The 593-nt window shown below is 51.9% G+C and carries 1 protein-coding gene; it reads right to left on the minus strand.

The window, feature by feature from the left end; all coding sequences use genetic code 11:
- The coding region (locus Q7C21_RS22525) for an acyl-CoA dehydrogenase family protein (RefSeq protein ID WP_375151163.1) at positions 1 to 237 on the minus strand (237 nt) is incomplete at its 3' end.
- Between the last annotated feature and the right edge of the window lie 356 nt (positions 238 to 593).

Genomic DNA, 593 nt, shown 5'->3' on the forward strand with positions numbered 1-593 from the left:
TCGGCCTAGTTCCTCTAGTGCTAAGGCTAGAGCGAAGTAGTCGCCACCGGAGCCACCGTATTCTTCGGAGATCGGAAGGCCAAATAGCCCCAATTCACCCATTTGTGCGACCACGTCATAGGGGAAGCTATGTTCCGCGTCGTGCTTGGCACTGACAGGAGCAACGACTTGCTGGGCAAATTCACGCACGACATCGACCAGGTCTTGGTACAGTTCGTCGAGTTCGAGATCAATCACGGGCACTCTCTTCTTTCGAGGTTGTCCTCACCGAGGCGACCCTTGTGATGTCGTCTGCGGTGACGGGTTATACGGAACGCGGACGCAATACCTTGGAAGCTGACAGTCCGGCGCGTATGGTTAATTCTTATTAACTGTGTTTTCTACCTACATTTTGAAATTAGTGGAGTAGATAATAGTTGTCCAGTTTTGGGCGGGGTTTCTAAGGAGTAAATGCATTGAGCAGATATCAATCTCTCACTGAGCCAACAGATCGCGAGCGCGCCAAGGCAGAACGCCGTGACGCGTTGTTGCGTGAAGCTACCCGGCTCTTTGCGTTGCACGGATATTCAGGAGTGTCCCTAGAAGATCTAGGT

It is taken from the genome of Pantoea sp. ANP04, from assembly GCF_041982285.1.
GTDB lineage: Bacteria > Pseudomonadota > Gammaproteobacteria > Enterobacterales > Enterobacteriaceae > Pantoea > Pantoea eucalypti.